Raw genomic sequence first — 17,704 nt, forward strand, 5'->3', positions numbered from 1 at the left:
GAGAAACAGATAGGTTTTTACCCGATTTCAGCTATCGAGCAACCGATAGTGCACCGCCCTGACCACGGCCTGGACCCGATTCCTGGCGCCAAGCTTGTGCATTGCAGAAGTCAGGTGGAGGGTGATGGTGGCCAAGGAACGATTCAGTTGCCTGGCGATGTCCGCCGCCGTCAACCCTTCAGCGGCCAATCTCAAGCACTCACGCTCGCGTTTGGTCAGGCGAACCGGGCATGCGCGGGCCTCCTTGCCGAGCAGCGGAAAAGCCGCCTCTTGCAGGGCATGGGAAATCAGGCTGAAGTCGCCCAGCGTTTGCCGGACATCCTGCAGGGTGCTCCCCTTCGTATCGGTGCGCAGCCCGGTCAATGTCGCAAAGCCACCTTTGGGCAAATGCATCGGCACCGTCACGCCGCAGGTCATGCGCGAATCCTGCAGGTAGCTCACGACCGGTGCATGACTCTGGCCGATGAACGACTGCAACACCGTGTCGGCCTCCGGTCGATAGGACCAGACAAAAGGAGATATGGCATTGATTGCCAGATGCTGGACGGGGTCGATCTGGTAATAACCTTCTTCACACCAGAGCGAGTGCCAATCACGGGGGGTATTGCGCAACTTCAGCACAGTCGGGGTGATCAGTGCCCCATCATGATCCAGCGGCACCGGACTGTAGTCGTACACCAAGGCATCAAAGCCTAGCGCCTGGACCATCCCCAGGGTGTTATCCAGCTGTTCGTCCAGGCTCCTGCCAGACAAAAGACGGGTATTGAAGTCAGACAGCTTGGCCTGCATCCATTCAGCTCCCTTATTAATTTCAATCCTGAAATCGTGCAAGTAGAATGCCACGCCTGAGCGAGGGAATGCCAGAGATCAAACCTATAAGAATTGCTAGCTTATGGGCGCGTAGCTTCCTCGGTAAGGTTTAGCCAACGGGCGCACCTGAGCAGGAGAGCAATGATGTGGCGTGAGATCGAGCCAGACCAGCGGTACGACGTGGAAGTCGATGGTCATCGTCTGGTGGCCTATGGCTTTGGCGACGGCGACGACGTGCTGTTGTGCCTCAATGGGGGCCCGGGATTGCCTTGCGATTATCTGCGGGACAGCCATGGCTGGCTCAAGGAAAAGGGCTTGCGGGTCATCGCTTTCGATCAGTTGGGTACCGGCGCCTCGGCCAGGCCTACTGACGAATCCCTGTGGGACATCACCCGCTATGTGGCGGAGGTAGAGACCGTCCGCCAAGCCCTCGACCTGGGCAAAGTGCACCTGCTGGGGCACTCCTGGGGTGGCTGGCTGGCGATCGAGTACGCCATTCATCACCCTCAATCGCTGAAAACCCTGATCCTGGAAAATACCGCCGGCGATATTCCTCATCTGTCCCTGGAGCTGGAGCGTCTGCGGGCTGCCCTGGGCAGTGAGACCGTCGCGATGATGCAGCGCCATGAAGCCTTGGGCACCCTGGATCATCCGCAATACCAGGCGGCCATCACCCTGCTCAACTATCGCCATGTCTGCCGTCTGGACGAGTGGCCAGCACCGGTGACACGTTCCCTGGGCGACTGGAACATGGGGCCTTACATGACCATGCAGGGCCCCAACGAATTTCTCTATACCGGCAATCTCAAGGACTGGAATCGCATCGAGCAGATGACCGGCTTCGAAATGCCTGTGCTGATCACCACCGGTCAACATGATGAACTGACGCCAGCCTGTGCGATGCGCATGAAAATGGCGCTCAAGGATGTACAACTGAATGTGTTCCCCAACAGCAGCCACATGCCGTTCTACGAAGAGCCCCACGCCTACTTCCCAGTCCTCCTGGACTTTCTGCACCGCCACCGGAACTAGCCCATGAACCTGGCGCGCTACCGTTTCATACTGTCGCGCCCGCTACAGCTGTTGCCGGTGCTGTTTGGCATCAGCATGATCACCTTCGTGCTCGTGCGCTCGATCCCCGGGGACCCCGCTAGGGCGCTGCTGGGCTCGCGCAGCACGCCGGAGGCGCTGATCAGGATTCGTGCCCAGTACGGTCTCGACCAGCCCTTGTGGATGCAGTACTTCTACTTTCTCAAGAACCTGCTCAAAGGCGATCTCGGCCAATCGCTGCTCTACAAAGTCGACGCCTTGCAACTGATCAGTACCCGCATTGAGCCAACCCTGTTCCTGGTGCTCGGCAGCGTACTGCTGGCGCTGCTGATTGCCGTGCCACTGGCCACGGTAGCGGCACGCAACAAGAGCGGTTGGCAGGATCATCTGATTCGCCTGTTCACCACGGCAGGGCTCGGCATGCCGGCGTTCTGGCTCGGCATCATGTTGATCCTGCTGCTCAGTGTGCAGTTGGGACTGTTCCCGGTCTCAGGCTATGGACGTACAGGGTGGGACAAACTGCATCACATGGTTTTGCCGTGCCTGACCATTGCCTTGGCACTCTCCGCCGTTCTGGTGCGCAACCTGCGCGCCAGCATGCTCATGGAGCTACAAGCCGATCATGCCACCGCCGCACGGGCCCGGGGCTTGTCCGAGCGGGCGATATTTCGTCGGCATGTGCTGCCCAACTCCCTGGTACCGGCGGTCAACCTGCTGGCGGTAAACATCGGCTGGTTGATCAGCGGCACGGTGGTCATCGAAAGTCTGTTTGCCATTCCCGGCATCGGTCAATTGCTGGTACGCGGCATCTTTACCCGCGACTACATGGTGGTCCAAGGCGTGGCCATGGTGCTGGCCCTCGCCACCGTCACGGTCAATTTCCTCGCCGATGTGCTGACCGTGATGATTGATCCGCGGGTGAACATGCGATGAGCGGCCAGACCCTCAGTCCCACCTGGCGTCTTGCGCTGCGTTTCGGCTTGCGCAACGGTCGCCTGGCCACCGTGCTAGGCCTGGCGATTCTGTTTGGCTGGCTGTTGCTCGCACTCTTGGCACCCTGGGTCGCGCCCTTCGATCCGATTGCCCAGGACACCGATATTCGCCTGCTGGGGCCGAGCCTGGCCCATCCGTTCGGCACGGACAATTTCGGGCGCGACGTTCTTTCCCGAGTGATCTGGGGTGCGCGCATCGACTTGCAGATTTCCGTGATCGGAGTGGTGTTCCCGTTCTTGATCGGCACTTGCGTCGGCGCCTTGGCCAGCTATATCGGTGGCCGGTTCGACACGATCTGCATGCGCCTGATCGATATTATCCTGGCCTTCCCCTTCCTGGTGCTGATGTTGGCAATCATGGCCATCCTCGGCCCCGGCCTGGGCAGCTTTTATATTGCGATGGCCCTGGTGGGCTGGGTGTCCTATGCACGGCTGATCCGTTCGCAGATCCTGGTGCTCAAGCACAGCGATTTCGCCTTGGCGGCCAAAAGCCTGGGCTTCGGCCATGGACGCATTCTGTTTCGGCACCTGTTGCCCAATGCCATGTTCGGTTCGATCGTGTTTTCCATGTCCGACGCGGTGCTGGTACTGCTCAATGGGGCCGCGGTCAGCTATCTCGGCCTGGGGGTCCAGCCACCCACCGCCGAGTGGGGCACGATGGTCGCCGAGGGCCAGAGCTTTATCACCAACGCCTGGTGGATCTGCACCTTCCCGGGACTGGCGATCGTCACCCTGGCCATGGGCTTCAGTCTGCTGGCCGACGGTGTGGCCGAGCACCTCGGAGAACGCCCATGAGCACACCGGTGCTGCACGTCGAGGACCTCAGCGTGATCGCCGGCCACGGTGAGGACGAGGTCACGCTGGTGGATCGCGTGTCATTTGACTTGGCCGAAGGCGAAATCCTCGGTCTGGTGGGTGAAAGCGGCTCAGGCAAGACGATGGCCTGCCGGGCCTTGATGCGCTTGCTGCCCTCCGCAAGCCTGCGGGTCCAAGGCAAGGCCGTGCGCCTTGCCGGCAAGGACCTGCTGACACTCGATGAAGCCGACATGCGGGGCATACGGGGTCGGCGGCTAGGGATGATTTTTCAGAATCCCGGCAGTCATCTTGACCCGTTGATGCGTATTGGCGAACAGATCGGCGAGGGCATACGCCTGCATCAGGGGGCGTCCAAACGTGAAGCACGGGCGAAGGCCATTGATGTGTTACGCCAGGTGGGCATTCCCGATCCGCTAACGCGGGTCGACAGCTATCCCCATGAGTTTTCCGGTGGCATGCGTCAACGCGCCATGATCGCCGTGGCATTGGGTTGCAACCCCCAGGTGCTGATCGCCGACGAGCCGACCACCGCCCTGGATGTCACGGTACAGGCACAGATCCTGCGCCTGCTCCTGGATTTGCGCGACCAACATGGGCTGTCAATCATCATGATCACCCACGACCTGGGGATCGTCGCCCAGACCTGTGACTCCATCGCGGTGATGTACGCCGGTCGGCTCTGCGAGCACGGCAACAAGCTTGATCTGCTGGCTCACCCACGACATCCCTATACGGCGGCCCTGATCGACTGCCAACCGGCTACCAGCGCCGGCCATGCCATGCTCAAAACCATCGCCGGCCAACCTCCTCTGCTGAATGCGCTGCCCACCGGTTGCCGCTTCAATCCTCGCTGCCTTCAACAGGGCAGCCAGTGCACGCGGCTGTTGCCACAGATGCAAGTCACGACAGAGGCACATCGAGTGGCCTGCCATTACCCGCTGCCTGTGGGGGCTTCGTCATGACCCTGTTACACGTGAAAGATCTGCAGGTGCGCTTCGCCGCCCCTGGCAGTGGTCCGTTCGGAATCAACAGGCAATGGGTGAAAGCCGTCAACGGCGTGTCGCTGAGTCTGGCCACCGGGGAAGTACTCGGGTTGGTGGGGGAGTCGGGCAGCGGCAAGAGCACCCTGGGTCGGGCCATCTTGCGCCTCACTGACGTCAGCGCCGGACAAATCCTGTTCGATGGCGTGGATATGGCCCGAGGCAAGCGGATCGACATCGAGCGACTGCGCCACGAAACCGCGATGATTTTCCAGGATCCTTATACCGTCCTCAATCCACGGATGAGCATTGGCGACACCCTGGCTGAAGTGCTGCGAGTACGCTGTGCGACTCCTGCATCGCTGATTCGCCAGCGGGTCGAGGAACTGCTGAACCTGGTCGGCCTGCGACCGGAGCTGGCCCACCGCAAACCGGGTTCGTTGAGTGGCGGTCAATGCCAACGTGTGGGGATCGCTCGGGCACTGGCCATCGAGCCGCGGTTGATCATCGCCGATGAATGCGTGGCCGCGCTGGACGTTTCCATCCAGGGACAGATCATCAACCTGCTGCTGGAGCTGCGACAGCGCATGAACCTGGCGATTCTGTTCATCGCTCACGACCTGGCGATCGTTCGGCGGCTCTGTGATCGGGTCGCCGTGATGTACCTCGGCGAGATCGTCGAGCAAGGCCCCACGGAGGCCGTGTTCAGCAACCCGCGGCATCCTTATACCGTCGCGCTGATCCAGTCCATTCCACACATCGACCCGACTCGACCGTTGCTGAGCGCCCCCCTGCCTGGCGAGCCACCCAGCCCCCTGAACCTTCCATCCGGCTGCGTTTTTCACCCACGCTGCCGGTATGCACAACCCATCTGCGCGAAAACGCCGCCCCCCAGCCATGACATCAATGGACATCGTTATAGCTGTGTGCTCGGAGAGCCGTTGCTCTAAAAACATTCACCAATAGGGAGTTTGACCATGCGATCGAAACACTTGAAGTTGCTGACCGCCGCGACGTTGACCGCTTGCACACTGGCGGCCGGTGTCGCCCAGGCAGCAGGCGTGCTGACCATCGGTTGTCGGGAAGAAAGTACGACGTTCGACCCGATCAAAAGCGCGCAGAACCGTGATAACTGGGTGTTCTCCAATGTCTACGACGTATTGGTGCGCGTCGACAACACCGGCACCAAGCTGGTACCGGGGTTGGCCGAAAGCTGGCAGGTTTCCGACGATGGCATGACCTATACCTTCAAACTGCGCTCGGCCAAGTTCTCCGATGGCTCAGCGATTACCGCCAGCGATGCAGCGTTCAGTCTGTTGCGCATCCGCGACAACAAAGGGTCGCTGTGGAGCGACTCCTACAAGATTATCGACAAGGCCCAGGCAACCGACCCGCAGACCCTGGTGGTGACACTCACGAGCCCTTCGGTGCCCTTCCTCGCGCAGCTGGCGTTGCCCAACGTCTCCATCCTGTCGCAAAAGGCCATGGAGAAAATGGGTGAGGAAGCCTATGCCCAGGCCCCCGTCGCCTCTGGCGCCTTTATTGTCAAGGAGTGGCTACGCGGTGATCGCGTGGTGCTGGAGAAGAACCCCCACTTCTGGCAGGCCGACAAGGTGAGCCTGGATGGCGTGGAATGGATCTCCATCCCGGATGACAATACGCGGATGTTGAAGGTACAGGCCGGTGAACTGGATTCGGCGATCTTCGTACCCTTCTCGCGCGTCGAAACCCTGAAGAAAGATCCCAACCTGGTCGTACACATGGATCCCTCCACCCGTGAGGATCATCTGCTGATCAACCATGAGCACGGCCTGCTGGGCAAGCCTGAAGTACGTCAGGCCCTGGACCTTGCGATCAACAAAAAATCCCTGGTCGATACCGTGACCTTCGGCCATGGCCAGGTGGCTTATTCCTACATTCCCAAGGGAGCGCTCTATCACAATGCCGATAATCTGCAGCGCCCGTACGACCCGGCAAAAGCCAAAAAAATGCTGGCCGATGCAGGCGCCTCAGGCCTGAAGCTCAACTATGTGGTCAATGCGGGCAATGAAGCCGACGAGCAGATCGCCGTGCTGGTCCAGCAACAGCTCGCAGCAGTCGGCGTGACAGCCACCTTGCAGAAAGTCGACCCAACCCAGAGTTGGCAGATGCTGATCGACGGCGACTACGATCTGTCCGTGATGTACTGGACCAACGACATCCTCGACCCGGACCAGAAGACCACCTTCGTGCTGGGACATGACACCAACATGAATTACATGACCCGCTACAAGAACGACAAGGTCAAGGATCTGGTCGCGGCCGCGCGGGTAGAAGTGGACCCGACCAAGCGCAAGCAGATGTATACCGACCTTCAGGCAATCGCCAAGCAGGACGTCAACTGGATCGATCTCTACTACAGCCCGTACATCAATATTTCGCGCAAGAACATCGAGCACTTCCAACAAAACCCACTGGGGCGCTTCTCTCTTGAGGAAACAGTGAAGCGCTAACGCGTAGTAGCTTTCATCCGAGTCGAATAGGGCCAGTGGCAACGCCTTGATCACGAATCGAGGCTTGCCACTTGATGGCCAAGCAACATCGGCCGCTCCCCGGTCATCTCGCACAGCAGCGCTGTGACGGCGTTCCCTTCAACCCTGCCATGCTCCTGCAGGAAGCCCGCCACGGCGCTGACCGCCGGCCAGTAACGGTGCACCAGGCAACTGCAACGAGCGATGGCCTGGGCTTGGGCGTCGAGCAGCTTGCGCGGTGGCAGCAGGCTGATCAGCTCGTACCCCCGGTCCAGGTCACCCCGGCCGCTGCCCCTGATCAGCCGGTCGGACCTGCCGTGCCGGTAGACCGCTTCGGCCACTGGCCCGGCGAAGCAATGGAGCAGGTCACGCTCGATGGCATCGATCATCGAGGGCAGGTATTCAGCGATTCCCGGCGCGTCGAAGGCCGGGCGCGAAACAAGGTAGTCGGCTTCGACCAGCCCTTCCGCGTATCGCGGGTTGCCGCGCAGGTCGAACAGAGGCCCCGTGCAGGCTTCGACCTTGGTACGCACGCTGATGCGCTTTATAGGTAGGCCATTCCACCAGAAGGCCAGGGCATGACCCGCTTCATGGAAGGCCGTGCTGCGCGGGCATTTGTTCATGAGGGGGTCCGTCACGGCAGGCGCCTTTCCTATCATCTGCCTCCCCCCGGGGCGCCGATAAAAGATTGTCCCTATCGACCGTTAATACTGCGCCTATTAGCTATCTGCCAAAGGGGGGCTAGCCTGAATTCAGGCTGGTGTAATCCGGCCCTTGAAACCTGACAAGAGATAGGAAGCGTTCAGAAACGTACTGGGCTTGCCGTGGGCCACCGTATTGGCAATTAGACGTTGCCGCGTGGCAGAACATGATCAGTTGAGCGAACTGTGAGCCCTGCGCCCTGTGTCATTTATTTCGCCTGTCGCTATTCGAAGCCCCGCCGGGCCGGATAGCTGGATGAATACGACCAAAGGTAGCTTCTCATGGCAAACGAATCGAAATGCCCATTCAATCACGCCGCTGGCGGTGGCACGACGAACCGCGACTGGTGGCCGAACCAACTGAATCTGAAGATCCTGCACCAGCACTCCTCGCTGTCCGACCCAATGGGCGAGGACTTCAACTATGCCGAGGCGTTCAAGCGCCTGGACTTCCAGGCCTTGAAACAAGACCTGAATGCGCTGATGACCGACTCGCAAGACTGGTGGCCAGCGGACTTCGGCCACTACGGACCGCTCTTTGTCCGCATGGCCTGGCACAGTGCAGGCACCTACCGCACCGGTGATGGGCGCGGTGGGGCGGGTTCCGGCCAGCAGCGGTTTGCGCCGCTCAACAGCTGGCCCGACAACGTCAGCCTCGACAAGGCACGTCGGCTGCTGTGGCCGATCAAGCAGAAGTATGGCCGCAACATCTCCTGGGCCGACCTGATCGTCCTCACCGGCAACGTCGCGCTGGAGTCCATGGGCTTCAAGACCTTCGGCTTTTCCGGTGGTCGCGCCGATGTCTGGGAGCCGGATGAAGACGTCTACTGGGGTTCCGAAAACAAATGGCTGGGGGGCGATGTTCGCTACGGCAAGCCCGACAAAGCCGCCATGCAGGATCCCGGCGAAGGCCAATTGGTGGCCGAACCTGGCAACGAAGAGAGCCGCACTGACGAAGGACGCAACCTGGAGAACCCGCTGGCCGCCGTGCAGATGGGGCTGATCTACGTCAACCCGGAAGGCCCCGAGGGCCAGCCGGACCCGGTCGCCGCCGGGCTGGATATTCGCGAAACCTTCGGCCGCATGGCGATGAACGACGAAGAAACCGTGGCACTGATTGCCGGCGGCCACGCCTTCGGCAAGACCCACGGCGCCGGGCCTGCGGACAATGTCGGCGCCGAGCCCGAAGCCGCGGGCCTGGAGCTGCAAGGCCTGGGCTGGAAGAGCACCTTCGGCACCGGCAAGGGGCCCGACACCATCACCAGCGGCCTGGAAGTCACCTGGACCACCACGCCCACCCGCTGGAGCAACAACTACCTGGAGAACCTGTTCGGCTTCGAATGGGAACTGACCAAGAGCCCGGCAGGCGCGCATCAATGGACGCCGAAAAACGGCGCAGGCGCGGGCATCATCCCCGATGCCCATGACCCGGCCAAACGGCGTAATCCAACGATGTTGACCACCGACCTGGCGCTGCGCTTCGACCCGATCTACGAAAAAATCTCCCGGCGCTTCCTGGAAAACCCGGAGCAGTTGTCCGACGCCTTTGCCCGCGCCTGGTTCAAGCTGATCCACCGCGACATGGGCCCGCTCTCACGCTACCTCGGCCCGGAACTGCCCAATGAAGAACTGTTGTGGCAGGACCCTATCCCGGCGGTCGACCATCCGCTGGTCAACGACAGCGACATCGCCGCCCTCAAAGCCAAGTTGCAGGCCTCGGGCCTCACGGTTTCACAGCTGGTGTCCACGGCGTGGGCCGCGGCCTCCACCTTCCGTGGTTCCGACAAACGCGGCGGTGCCAACGGTGGCCGCCTGCGCCTGGCCCCGCAGAAGGATTGGCCAGCCAACCAGCCAGAACAACTGGCCCAAGTGCTGGCGACCCTGGAAAGGGTTCGGAACGAGTTCAATGCCGCCCAAGCCGACGGCAAGAAAATCTCTCTGGCGGACCTGATCGTGCTGGCTGGCAGCGCCGGTATTGAACAGGCCGCGAAAAATGCCGGGCTCAGCGTGACGGTACCCTTCACGCCAGGACGGATGGACGCGAGCCAGGAGCAGACGGACGTCGAGTCGTTCGGTTTTCTCGAGCCCATCGCCGATGGTTTCCGCAACTACCTCAAGGGCCGGTACCGCGTGTCCGCCGAGGCGCTGCTGGTCGACAAGGCACAACTGCTGACCCTCACTGCTCCGCAAATGACGGCACTGATTGGCGGCCTGCGGGTACTGGATACCAACGTCGGCCATACCGCGCACGGTGTCTTTACCCAACGGCCAGGGACGTTGAGCAACGACTTTTTCGTCAACCTGCTCGACATGGGCGTGGAATGGAAAGCCCTTTCCGACACCCAGGAAACCTTCGAAGCTCGCGACCGCAAGACCGGCCAGGTCAAATGGACCGGCACTCGCGTCGACCTGGTCTTCGGCTCCAACGCACAGCTGCGGGCCCTGGCCGAAGTCTATGCCAGCCCGGATGCCCAGGAGCAGTTCGTCAAGGACTTCATCGCGGCGTGGGTCAAGGTGATGAACCTGGATCGGTTCGATGTGCGGTGAGAAGGGGACAAGCCCATGAGGTCGTGCAAGGACGCGGCCTCATGAACTTTTCTTCACCCCACGCCTGCGTGGGATTGGGTAGAGTCCCCTCGCTCATTCAAGAAACTAAGGTTTTAGCCCGCGCTCCCAGCGGGCTTTTTTTTGCCTGGCGTTCAGGCTGACGAAGTGCGTTGCCCAACACAGGCTGCTCCAAGGCCGCCCGCCCATAAAACAGCAATGCCATCAGCCAACAACTCAACCAGACGAAAATCCCCGCCCAGAACGTGTGGGACATGTAGTGCCAACCCTGCAGGACCCGCGTCGTGCCGTAGACAAACCCCAGGGCCAGCGCCCCATACATCAAGGCTTTCGAATGACGCCAGCGGTAGCGGCGGGCGACGAAATACAGCGCCAGCATCGTGAAGCCGCCGGACGCATGACCGCCAGGCCAGCACCGACCGTCACCGGCGACGTTCAGCAGGTCGAAGTTCTGGAACCATTCCTTGTGCTCGATCTTGCCGGCGTACTGGGTGGTTTCCACCGGGCAGTACACGCTGGTGTGGCCCTTGAGGTAATGGACCACCCCGGTACTGAGGGAAAAGGCGAAGACCACGTAGAGAAAGTCGCGACGATGCTTGTGGGCAAAACGCAGTGGTTTGCTCAGTCGGGTCTTATCCAGCAGGCGAAGCAGCCCAGGGCGCTTTTCCGGTTTTAAGATCGACCAGAAAAACGACAACAGCGCCCCCACTATGGCCGCCTCGCCGGTCCAGTTCGGAATGACCCTCGCCCACTTGTGGGTGATTTGCTCGAACAGCCGCACGTGCTCTAGCGGAAAAACCTGGTGCAGCGGATCGTAGAAAAGATCGCTGATGGCGATGTCGATGCGGGTCAGGTCGAACAGCAGGAACACCACGGCGGCACAGACCAAGGGAATTCCGAGGTTGAGTCCGTAGAAACGGGCGCGAGCAGACGTCAGCATGAGCGGTCCTAATCGTGGGGAAAGTTACTGAAACGCCACCGAGTGCCAGTCAGAGGCCTCGATAAACCCAAGCAAACGTGGCGCTTGGGGCTGGGCGGTGGAAACGAACAGCGAAGCGCCATAGCCGAACGCCGAAGTCGGGCGCTGGAGTGCGGTTTCCATGGCCTGCATGCATTCGCTATGGGTGACCAGAATCAGGTTGCGCCCCGCCACCTTGTGGGCCAGGGCATTACGCAGCAGGTCATGCCGGCAATTGATCAGCCAATCGTCACCGGTGCTCACCTTGTTGAACATGTAACCCGCCGTCTGGGTCGCACGCACCAGCGGGCTGTTGTAGAGGTCGACGTTGTCCAGGCCCAGTTGCTCGAACCGGGCACCGAGGCCCACCGCAACGGCACGGGCGCGGTCCGTGATGCCCTCGCGATCATTCAGGCACGCGGCCTTGGAGTGGTCGCAGCGCTCGACATGGCGCACCAGCACGATCATCTCGCCCTTGGCCCAGCCATCGGCCAAGGCCCGGGCACCGGCGATATTGCCATGGGCCAGGTCCGGCACCGCTGCCGGGCTCAGCAGCCAGAAGGTCAACGGGATCACCAGCAGCGCCGAAGCCAGCACGACCAGGGTGTTTTGGTAACGGGCAAACCAACGCGTATCGATCGAGCGCGTCAGGCCGAAAAGGCTCAGTCTCAGTTCCACATCAAGCCGCCTCGACGGCATCCACCCAGTCATTCGATGGCGCGACAATAGAGAGGCCAACGTAGGCAGGCAGTGAAACCGATGTGAAAAAAAGCTTCAGATCCAGGGACCCTCGCCGATACAGCCCTGCTACATGCTCTTGCTGGCTCTTAACAACAACAATCTTCCAGCCAATCGATGATCAAGCAGCACAACGTTCCTGGAGGAATTTGATGAATAGCTGGTTTGGCAACATTAGCGTCAACATGAAATTGGGCCTGGGCTTCGGCCTGGTGCTGGTCCTGACCTGCCTGCTGGCCCTGACCAGTTGGACCAGCCTGGGCGGTCTGATCCAGCGCAGCAACTGGATGAGCGACATCACTCAGCTCAACGCCGGCCTGACCAAACTTCGCGTCACCCGCCTGCAATACATGCTGACCAATGGCGACGAAACCGCCGCACAAAATGTGCAAACCACCCTCGATGGTTTCGTGGCGCAACAGAACACCCTGCTCAGCAGCTTCAAGAGCCCGGAAAACGTCAAGCTGCTCAAGGAGCAGAGCGCGGTCATCGGTGCCTATCAGGTTTCCCTGAACAAAATGCGCAGCGCCTACCGCACCGGCAACAGCGCCCGCGACGCCATGGGCGCGAACGCCGAGGTCGCCTACAAGCTGATCGAGGCCATCGATTCCGACGTGCGGCACATGGCCCTCAGCGATGAGCGTTTCGCCCAGTTCCAGGCCATCACCGAGGCCAAGCAGGCCTTCATGCTGGCCCGCTATGAAGTGCGCGGCTACACCGCCAACAGCAACGCCGACGCCGAACGCAAGGCCATCGCCCAACTGGACGCCGCCATCGCTTCGCTCAAGCCGCTGAATGAACATTTCTCCAGCAGCCGCCAGGACGAACTGCGCCAGTTGGAAAACGCCCTGACCCAATACCGCAGCGCCGTGCAGGCCTTCAAAGTGGCCACCGCCGATGTGGTCCAGGCACGCAAGGAAATGACCGACCAGGGCGCGACCATCGTGACCTTGAGCGAACAGCTGTACCAGATCCAACTCGACCGCCGCGACGCTGAAAGCGCCCAGGCCCGCACCCTGCAACTGGTCAGCACCCTGTTGGCGTTGCTGGTCGGCGTCATCGCGGCCGTGATCATCACGCGCCAGATCACCGGCCCGCTGCGCGAAACCCTGGCCGTGGTCGAACGCATTGCCAGTGGCGACCTGTCGCAGAATGTCATCGTCACCCGCCGTGACGAGCTGGGCGTGCTGCAACAAGGCATCGCACGCATGGGCGTGACCCTGCGCGACCTGATCAGCGGCATCCGCGATGGCGTGACCCAGATCGCCAGCGCCGCCGAAGAATTGTCCGCCGTGACCGAGCAGACCAGCGCCGGGGTCAACAGCCAGAAAGTCGAGACCGACCAGGTCGCGACCGCCATGCACGAGATGACCGCCACGGTCCAGGAAGTCGCGCGCAACGCCGAAGAAGCCTCCCAGGCAGCCGCCGCCGCGGATGGCGAAGCCCGGGCCGGCGACCAGGTGGTCAGCGAAGCCATCGCCCAGATCGAACGCCTGGCCAGCGAAGTGGTGCGTTCCACCGACGCCATGACCGTGCTGCAACAGGAAAGCGACAAGATCGGCAGCGTCATGGACGTGATCAAGGCCGTGGCCGAGCAGACCAACCTGTTGGCGCTCAACGCAGCCATCGAAGCGGCCCGCGCCGGTGAAGCCGGGCGTGGTTTCGCCGTGGTGGCCGACGAAGTCCGTGGCCTGGCCCAGCGCACGCAAAAATCCACCGAGGAAATCGAAGGCCTGGTGGCCGGCCTGCAGAACGGTACCCAGCAAGTGGCCGCCGTGATGAACAACAGCCGCAGCCTCACTGACAGCAGCGTGGCCCTGACTCGCAAGGCTGGAGAATCCCTGGGAAACATCACCCGCACGGTGTCGAACATCCAGTCGATGAACCAGCAGATCGCCGCCGCTGCCGAGCAGCAAAGCGCCGTGGCCGAGGAGATCAGCCGCAGCATCATCAACGTGCGCGACGTGTCAGAACAGACCGCCGCCGCCAGCGAAGAAACCGCCGCTTCCAGCGTGGAACTGGCGCGGCTGGGTAGTCAATTGCAGATGATGGTGAGCCACTTCAGGGTTTGATCATGGACAACGCCCGGTTCCGATGGGATACGGGCGTTATGGATGAAGCCCTCTTCAAGCGTTCCAGGGGTTGATGACTTCAACCCCTGAGAACTCGAAGTCTGTGGTATTGCGAGTTGCAATCAGCGCCCCGTGAGTACGGCAAATAGCGGCAATCTGTGCATCAGCCATGCCGGCCGTCCTCCCCTTCGCCTCGCATGACGCAACGAGGGTCGCGTACTCAACCGCCGCATGGGCATCGAAAGGCAGGATCCTGCCAGCAAAATCCTCTTCGAACATTGCCATTGCATGGGCTTCAAGCTTTTGCTTGCGCTTGCCGGAAGGCAGCCGGGCGACACCATGAAGAATTTCCGCCACGGTGACAGCGCAAATGACCAGTTCCATTGCAGGCTGCAAATCAACCCAGGCCAGGACACTGGCGTTCGGCTCTGCACGCATGAACTCTGAAATCACGTTGGTATCGAGCACTATCATTCAGATATCCGCCGCATTGGCCCTTTCGTCACGCGCAGGCAGATCCAGCTCCACACCGCCCAGGGCACTGAATCTGTTTCGGATGCGACTCCCCAATCCACCTTCAGGGCTCACTCTTGCCAAGGCACGCCCTAAAATCAGCCGGGCCTCTTCCTCCATGGAGTGGCCGTTATGGGCTGCCGCGATACGCAGTTGTTCCTTTATCTGATCGTCCAGGTTTCGAATAGTGAGGCTGGCCATAAAACACCTGCAATCAATGAAATCATTGATTGCAAGCTAGTTTAAAGCGCTCAACTTGTCTAGCGGCCGCTCCCCCCTCAGCCCCCAGGGACCACCGGGAATCCAAAACCGCCCCACGCATCGCCCTTTCTTACACATCTTCCCCTGACGTCCTACCGTTTTTTTCTGCACGCTCCTGTACGGTTTTCTCCGAAACGCACATTCCGTTCGAACAGGAGATAGACCCCACATGGACGTTAGCAACGACTCGCTGTTACACCGGCTCGTCGCCTTCCCTGCCCGCAAGAAAACTTCAGAAACCAAATTCAGAACAGCCCTGCAGCGCATGGGTGTGACGTCGGTATTCGACATCGTGCGCATGGACAAAACGCAGTTCGCCCTCGAACTCGCCAAGCACAGCGACGCGGATGCCGGGCGGGTGTATGACAGCGCTGTGAGTTATGCCGGACAAATCAGCCGCCTGTACCAGGAGCACCGCGTATCACCCAGGAAGGACACCCAGCCAAGCTTCCGGTACAGCCCGGATTCGGATTCAACGCCAGCGTCCTCCGGCTATCAGGCACTCTTCGAAGAAAACTGGGATCAGTTCTGTGACGAAGGCGACATCGCCGCCATCGACTCACCGGTGGCGTATCTGCGCGCCCTGTACCTGTTCGCCCGGCAATTGGAACAGCTACCGGCCCCTGTACAAGCGGCCAGGATCACCCTGGAGGAGCGGCGCCCGGACCTCGGCAAGCTGATGCTCGACCGACAGAGCGCCTTCGCCACACGCCCGATGCTCGACATCATCAACGACACCCTGCGCAGCAACATCGCGGCGCACCTGGCCAGTACCGGCAGGAACGAGACTGTCCAGCAGGTGCTGGCCGGCGAGCACTATCCCTTCTCGCTGCCCTATGACCTGCATCACCACCAATGTCTGCTTGGGCTGGGCGCAGGCAAACCCGCGCTAGGCGAACTGAACTATCGGATCAGCCTGCAACTGCCATTTTCACCAGGCCCCTCGACGTACGGGCGCGTCACGACGTCTCATGTCGATGCCCAAAAGCTGTTGTCCGGCCTCAGCCCGGAACAACAGAACCTGCTACTCGCGCCAAGCGCTTCAAGCGCTAGGCCTGACGCGCTGAAGAAAAGCTATGGCACCCAGGACATCACACGCCTGGATCAGCTCGATTTTTTCCAGGAACGCACCGGGCTGACGACGGATCAGGTGGAACAATTCCTGGCGCAAGGCCGCTACAGCCCTCGCAGCTCGATCAACAGCCCGGACGCCACGCAGAGCGTTTATGGCGCCAGCTACATCAACGGGTCGGAAAGTACTCCCCCCCTGCGCATCGAAACCCAAGGGGCGTCGCGCGTCTTCCTGCACTATTCCGATGAACGTTTCGATCGTCTCCAGCGCATGATCCGCCTGCATCGCTGGACCGGTATCCCCGTGGCCGAACTGGACACACTGATCATCAATGCCCTGCGATCCGAGGGAAGCGACACGCTCAGCGCCAACACGTTGCGCACCCTTGGCGTCTACCGGTACCTGAACCAACGTCATGGCATCGCGCCTGAAGAGTTTGCTTCTTTGCTGCACGACATGCCGGTTGAAGCCTGCGGGGAACGAGTCCCGTTGTTCGATCAGGTGTTCAATCGCACCCGCTTGCTTGAAAACCCCGTGTGGCAATACCCCAAGAAGCCACTGGCCGTCACCGACCAGCAAACCTTCAGCTACTTGAGTGCCGGCCTCGGATTGCCCATGAGCCAGGACGCGTTGCTATTGCTTGTGCAACAGAGCGAACAATACCTGCCGGGACTGGAACACGACCTGCCCACGGTTTCATCCCTCTACCGCCAGGCCCGCATCGCCCGGATGCTGGGCCTATCGCCGCTGGAGTGCACCGAGCTGGCCCGGCTACTGGGAGGGGACGATTACGGCAAGGCGCTGGTGACCGGGCGACTGTCTCCCCCGGCATCCTCGACACCCGACATTCTCGACGTGCTGATGGCCCTGGATTGGGCCGTCGACTGGCTCAGGCAAAACGGGCTCGATGTGCTGCGGTGGTGTCGTCTGTTCGCTGAACCAGAAGCGGGCTTGCCACTGAACCAGAACCAGGAACAACGCCTGGCGAGACTTCGAGAGGACACCGAACACGTCCCTCAGCACCTGGTTGAAACCCTCCTGCATGAAATGGCCGACCTTTCCAGCGAGCTCGTCCCTCACGTGATGCAAATGGCCGACACCGATGCCGAGGCGCTTGTCGCGGCCATCAAGGCTGCCCCGGGCATCATGCCGCAGACGCTGGCAAAGGTGCTTCGCACCGCCGACGCTTGCCAACACCTGCACCTGAGCAGCAGCACGCTGAACGCCTTGATGGCAAACCCGACATGGCTGGCCCCGAACACTTCCAGAGCCCTCACCCCGCAAACGCTGTATCTGCTCGAGCGTTTCAGCCATTGCGCCCGTCACCAGGCGCAGTCGGAAGAAAACCTGCTGCACTACCTGCACGTCGCCAACCAGGACGACCAACAGGCGGAAAAAGAAGCCAACAGCCTGCTGGCCAGTCTCCTGAACTGGAACAACGAAGAAGTGCAACGCCTCACGGCGCAATTGGAACCTCGACGTGCGACGTCAATGGAAGCGCTGGACTGGGTCATGCGCTGCCAAGCGTGCTGCGTCAGCACAGGGCTGTCGGCAGAGCAGCTACTCAAGGCAACCGCACTGAATACCCACAGCCCTGTTTCGGATTGGAAAACCGTCGGCGAAGCGCTGATCGCGGCCAGCCATTGACCACCCTACTTCAATATTC

Annotated in this window: 15 protein-coding genes and 1 pseudogene; 10 read left to right on the top strand and 6 right to left on the bottom strand. The window is 61.0% G+C overall.

Features of this window, described 5'->3' with window-relative positions; translation table 11 throughout:
* Window positions 1-27: 27 nt before the first annotated feature.
* Complete coding sequence (locus tag BLQ55_RS19655) at window positions 28-789, bottom strand: LuxR family transcriptional regulator (RefSeq protein WP_092202039.1); 762 nt, start codon at window positions 787-789, stop codon at window positions 28-30.
* 165 nt (window positions 790-954) lie between these two features.
* On the opposite strand from BLQ55_RS19655, the gene BLQ55_RS19660 reads away from it, so the two are divergent.
* From BLQ55_RS19660 to BLQ55_RS19685, 6 genes are read left to right on the top strand one after another with little or no spacing between them, the layout of a single operon-like run.
* Window positions 955-1,842 (top strand): proline iminopeptidase-family hydrolase, encoded by an 888-nt coding sequence (locus BLQ55_RS19660; protein ID WP_092256084.1) that lies wholly within the window; start codon window positions 955-957, stop codon window positions 1,840-1,842.
* A gap of 3 nt (window positions 1,843-1,845) precedes the next feature.
* Entirely contained in the window at window positions 1,846-2,793 is a 948-nt protein-coding gene (locus tag BLQ55_RS19665) for an ABC transporter permease (protein WP_060739260.1), read from the top strand.
* The gene (locus BLQ55_RS19670; protein WP_092256087.1) at window positions 2,790-3,647 is read left to right on the top strand and encodes an ABC transporter permease; all 858 of its coding nucleotides are present in this window, start codon (window positions 2,790-2,792) and stop codon (window positions 3,645-3,647) included. The genes BLQ55_RS19665 and BLQ55_RS19670 overlap by 4 nt, the downstream gene beginning before the upstream one ends.
* A complete protein-coding gene (locus BLQ55_RS19675) occupies window positions 3,644-4,630 on the top strand; it encodes an ABC transporter ATP-binding protein (protein ID WP_092202033.1) in 987 nt (328 codons plus the stop codon). Before BLQ55_RS19670 ends, BLQ55_RS19675 begins: the two co-directional genes overlap by 4 nt.
* Complete coding sequence (locus tag BLQ55_RS19680) at window positions 4,627-5,598, top strand: ABC transporter ATP-binding protein (protein ID WP_092256090.1); 972 nt, start codon at window positions 4,627-4,629, stop codon at window positions 5,596-5,598. The genes BLQ55_RS19675 and BLQ55_RS19680 overlap by 4 nt, the downstream gene beginning before the upstream one ends.
* A gap of 27 nt (window positions 5,599-5,625) precedes the next feature.
* A complete protein-coding gene (locus BLQ55_RS19685) occupies window positions 5,626-7,140 on the top strand; it encodes an ABC transporter substrate-binding protein (RefSeq protein WP_092256093.1) in 1,515 nt (504 codons plus the stop codon).
* A gap of 50 nt (window positions 7,141-7,190) precedes the next feature.
* Here BLQ55_RS19685 and BLQ55_RS19690 read toward each other — a convergent pair whose 3' ends face one another.
* A complete protein-coding gene (locus BLQ55_RS19690; protein ID WP_092256097.1) occupies window positions 7,191-7,781 on the bottom strand; it encodes a hypothetical protein in 591 nt (196 codons plus the stop codon).
* Window positions 7,782-8,141: 360 nt separating this feature from the next.
* On the opposite strand from BLQ55_RS19690, the gene katG reads away from it, so the two are divergent.
* On the top strand, window positions 8,142-10,406 hold the full coding sequence (gene katG / locus BLQ55_RS19695; RefSeq protein ID WP_092256100.1) for a catalase/peroxidase HPI: 2,265 nt from the start codon (window positions 8,142-8,144) through the stop codon (window positions 10,404-10,406).
* A 97-nt stretch (window positions 10,407-10,503) separates the two neighbouring features.
* On the opposite strand, the gene BLQ55_RS19700 is transcribed toward katG, so the two are convergent.
* A complete protein-coding gene (locus BLQ55_RS19700; protein ID WP_092256103.1) occupies window positions 10,504-11,364 on the bottom strand; it encodes a phosphatase PAP2 family protein in 861 nt (286 codons plus the stop codon).
* A gap of 24 nt (window positions 11,365-11,388) precedes the next feature.
* Window positions 11,389-12,060, bottom strand: coding sequence for a lipopolysaccharide core heptose(II)-phosphate phosphatase PmrG (locus BLQ55_RS19705; protein ID WP_371128543.1), 672 nt, complete (start codon window positions 12,058-12,060; stop codon window positions 11,389-11,391).
* Between the two features lie 347 nt (window positions 12,061-12,407).
* On the opposite strand from BLQ55_RS19705, the pseudogene BLQ55_RS32930 reads away from it, so the two are divergent.
* Together BLQ55_RS32930 and BLQ55_RS32935 are read left to right on the top strand one after the other, a co-directional pair.
* Window positions 12,408-13,286, top strand: a pseudogene (locus tag BLQ55_RS32930) (methyl-accepting chemotaxis protein); the annotation flags it as partial.
* A gap of 201 nt (window positions 13,287-13,487) precedes the next feature.
* Complete coding sequence (locus BLQ55_RS32935) at window positions 13,488-14,192, top strand: methyl-accepting chemotaxis protein (RefSeq protein WP_371128544.1); 705 nt, start codon at window positions 13,488-13,490, stop codon at window positions 14,190-14,192.
* Between the two features lie 54 nt (window positions 14,193-14,246).
* Here the strand turns inward: BLQ55_RS32935 and BLQ55_RS19715 are convergent, their stop codons facing one another.
* On the bottom strand, window positions 14,247-14,666 hold the full coding sequence (locus BLQ55_RS19715) for a type II toxin-antitoxin system VapC family toxin (protein WP_092202017.1): 420 nt from the start codon (window positions 14,664-14,666) through the stop codon (window positions 14,247-14,249).
* Entirely contained in the window at window positions 14,667-14,906 is a 240-nt protein-coding gene (locus tag BLQ55_RS19720; protein WP_092202015.1) for a FitA-like ribbon-helix-helix domain-containing protein, read from the bottom strand.
* A 229-nt stretch (window positions 14,907-15,135) separates the two neighbouring features.
* Between BLQ55_RS19720 and BLQ55_RS19725 the strand changes: the two genes are divergently transcribed.
* Window positions 15,136-17,685, top strand: coding sequence for a Tc toxin subunit A (locus tag BLQ55_RS19725; protein WP_092256109.1), 2,550 nt, complete (start codon window positions 15,136-15,138; stop codon window positions 17,683-17,685).
* Window positions 17,686-17,704: the final 19 nt, after the last annotated feature.

Origin of the sequence: Pseudomonas sp. NFACC13-1 (genome assembly GCF_900104425.1) — a bacterium.
Lineage (GTDB): Bacteria > Pseudomonadota > Gammaproteobacteria > Pseudomonadales > Pseudomonadaceae > Aquipseudomonas > Aquipseudomonas fluorescens_AA.